Below are 2,553 nucleotides of genomic sequence, written 5' to 3' on the forward strand. Positions count from 1 at the left end.
CCAGTTGCTGCGCAGAAGTATGTACTGCGTATTGAAGAACTCATGGGGGTACCGGTCAAAATGATTTCGGTAGGCCCGGAGCGTGAGCAAATGATTAATCGCTAATTACTGCGGTTAAGAGCTGTTCACATACCCAGGGAAGCAAACAGGCTGGCCAGTAATGGTCAGCCTGTTTGTCATTTGGCGCTTTTTGCTATTTGAGGCTTGTTAACTGAAGCCTAAATATCATCTGCAACAGCCAGTACTGCCGCCAATACATCCTGCCCGAAGGCAACGCTGCGCTCTGGCGACCAGCCGTAGAAGCTGTCTGGATGAAGGATATGATCCTTAAACGGCATTTCAACGGTGTAAGACAGGCACTTGAACTTCTCGGCCACCCAGCAAGAACCGATAGTCAGGTTGGCTTGGCCCGGTTCGTCTTTGTCATACCCATGTTCGTCCTGAAATTCAGGAGTTATGGTCAGCAGGGCCTGCTTGAATTTACTCTCCAGGTTCGCCAGTCGACCGTCATAGGACGGGATCCCTTCACTGCCTGCAACAAAGTTATATGGAATGGCCTCGTCACCATGAATATCCAGGAACATATCAACACTGCTTTTCAGCATTTTCTCGCGAACCAGGTATACTTCCGGGCTCTTTTCCATCGAAGGTGTTTGCCACTCGCGATTCAGGTTCACGCCGACGGCATTGGTACGTAAATGACCGCGAATACTGCCGTCCGGGTTCATATTCGGAACGATATAAAAGACCGCTTTATCGAGCAGGGCGCGTCCGACGGTGTCAGTTTCATCCAGCAGGCGCTGCAATAAGCCTTCAATGAACCATTCTGCCATGGTTTCGCCTGGGTGCTGGCGCCCAATGATCCAGATATTTTTCTTTTCATCCGACGGTTCGCCGATTGTCAGCAAGCTCATGTCGTTGCCGTCTAGGGTCGAGCCAAGGGTTGTTAGCTGGCAGTTAAAGTGGGTTTGTGCCTGATGCAGCAGGTCTTGGTGGCGGTCATAGCTGTAAGGAGCAAAGTAGGCAAAATACATCGAGCCGTATTCCGGAATCACTTTGAAGCTCAGTGTATCACCGTCGAACTCAGCCGGAATGCGGAACCACTCCTTGCGATCATACGACGCAACCACATCGTAGTCCTGCCAGCCTTCCGGATAGGCGGACTTGGCCAGGTTCAGCAGCTTGATATGGTGCTCAGTTTGCGCATGAGTTTCCAGACGAAAATGAAACCATTGGTAGAACTCAGATTGGTTGTCACAGGGAATGGTTAGCTGGATATCTTCGGGCTTGTCGGCTTTGACAACATGAATGTTGCCACTTTCAAAATTGCTGAATATTTTCATCGTTGTAGTTATCTATTTTTGAGTGAAGGTTCGAGATTAGCATAACTATACCCAAGCTACCTCAATATGCTCGTTTCAGCGAGAATTACTTGGGTTGTGGCCGGGCCGCGCAGGCTAGGCACCGATTTGAAAATCTAGTGGCTCTAAATTAATAATCGGTAACAACGCATAGAAGCCCCTATCTATTTAAAAGAACTGGAACTCGCCCTTTGGGAGTGAGCCAGCGAACCCATTTCTGTGTCAAATAACGTTGAAAGGGAATACCATTCCTACCGTCATTTTCCTTGAACTGAGCTCGCTGGTCTCACTCTGAATCCTGCATCTTGAGGTGGCTTGGGTATATAGCTGCTTAATGAATTAGGTGTGATGAAGGGGGGACGACTCTGTTACAGATTGTTTAAACCCGTTACTATTGGCCGATCAGCAAACAGAAGAGGAAACAACGTGGCATTTCACTACTTGGCACGAGGTCTTATTACTTCAGATGAGCATGTACTGCTGGTCAGGGCAATTGGCGATACCATGACTTTCCTGCCCGGAGGTCATATTGAGTTCGCAGAACCGGCCAAGGAAGCATTGAAGCGTGAGCTAATGGAAGAGGCATCGATTGATGGCAGCATTGGTGAGTTTGTCGGTGCGGCAGAAAATGAGTGGGAAGAAAACGGCGTGCTCAATGCTGAAATTAACTTAATCTTTCGTGTTGAGTCAGACCTGTCTTCGAAGCTTCCTGTTGTTTCTAACGAACCTCATCTTGAATTCTTGTGGGTACATAAGCAAAAACTAGGCGCATATAATCTTTACCCAGAGGCATTGCGTCAGTTGATCGCTGGCGAATGTCATAACAAAACAGCTTTTTGGGGTTCCGGGGTACAGGTTAAGGGCTACCAATAAGTATGAGTTGCCACATGATGTGTGTGAAAAATAACCGTGATAGACATGTATTGTCCTTAGCAGAGATGAATAAGAAATAAATCATCAAAAATGGTTATCTGTTGAGCAGTTAACTGAGCTGATACTTTACAATCGCTAAAGGGCTGCGTATTATTCACCGCACTTACGGAGAGATGGCTGAGTGGTTGAAAGCACCGGTCTTCAAAACCGGCATACGTTTGTAGCGTATCTAGGGTTCAAATCCCTATCTCTCCGCCACATTCTAGAAATTGGGCGCAAGCCGAGTTTCGCACAGAATTGGAGCGGTAGTTCAGTTGGT

General features: G+C 47.7%; 3 protein-coding genes. 2 read left to right on the forward strand and 1 reads right to left on the reverse strand.

The annotated features are described in order from the left end of the window. Positions 1-105, forward strand: a 105-nt coding sequence (locus tag MHN01_RS24300; protein WP_239413951.1) for an adenylosuccinate synthetase, incomplete at its 5' end; no start/stop codon positions are given. Positions 106-218: 113 nt separating this feature from the next. Here the strand turns inward: MHN01_RS24300 and MHN01_RS24305 are convergent. Then, complete coding sequence (locus MHN01_RS24305) at positions 219-1,343, reverse strand: M14-type cytosolic carboxypeptidase (protein WP_239413949.1); 1,125 nt, start codon at positions 1,341-1,343, stop codon at positions 219-221. Positions 1,344-1,787: 444 nt separating this feature from the next. Between MHN01_RS24305 and MHN01_RS24310 the strand changes: the two genes are divergently transcribed. After that, positions 1,788-2,234, forward strand: coding sequence for an NUDIX domain-containing protein (locus MHN01_RS24310; protein WP_239413950.1), 447 nt, complete (start codon positions 1,788-1,790; stop codon positions 2,232-2,234). Positions 2,235-2,553 lie beyond the last annotated feature (319 nt).

Origin of the sequence: Photobacterium sp. OFAV2-7 (assembly GCF_022347985.1) — a bacterium.
GTDB lineage: Bacteria > Pseudomonadota > Gammaproteobacteria > Enterobacterales > Vibrionaceae > Photobacterium.

Excerpts from the sequence above, each read along its gene's own strand:
- MHN01_RS24305 (WP_239413949.1), bottom strand. The coding sequence starts at position 1,343 with ATGAAAATATTCAGCAATTTTGAAAGTGGCAACATTCATGTTGTCAAA.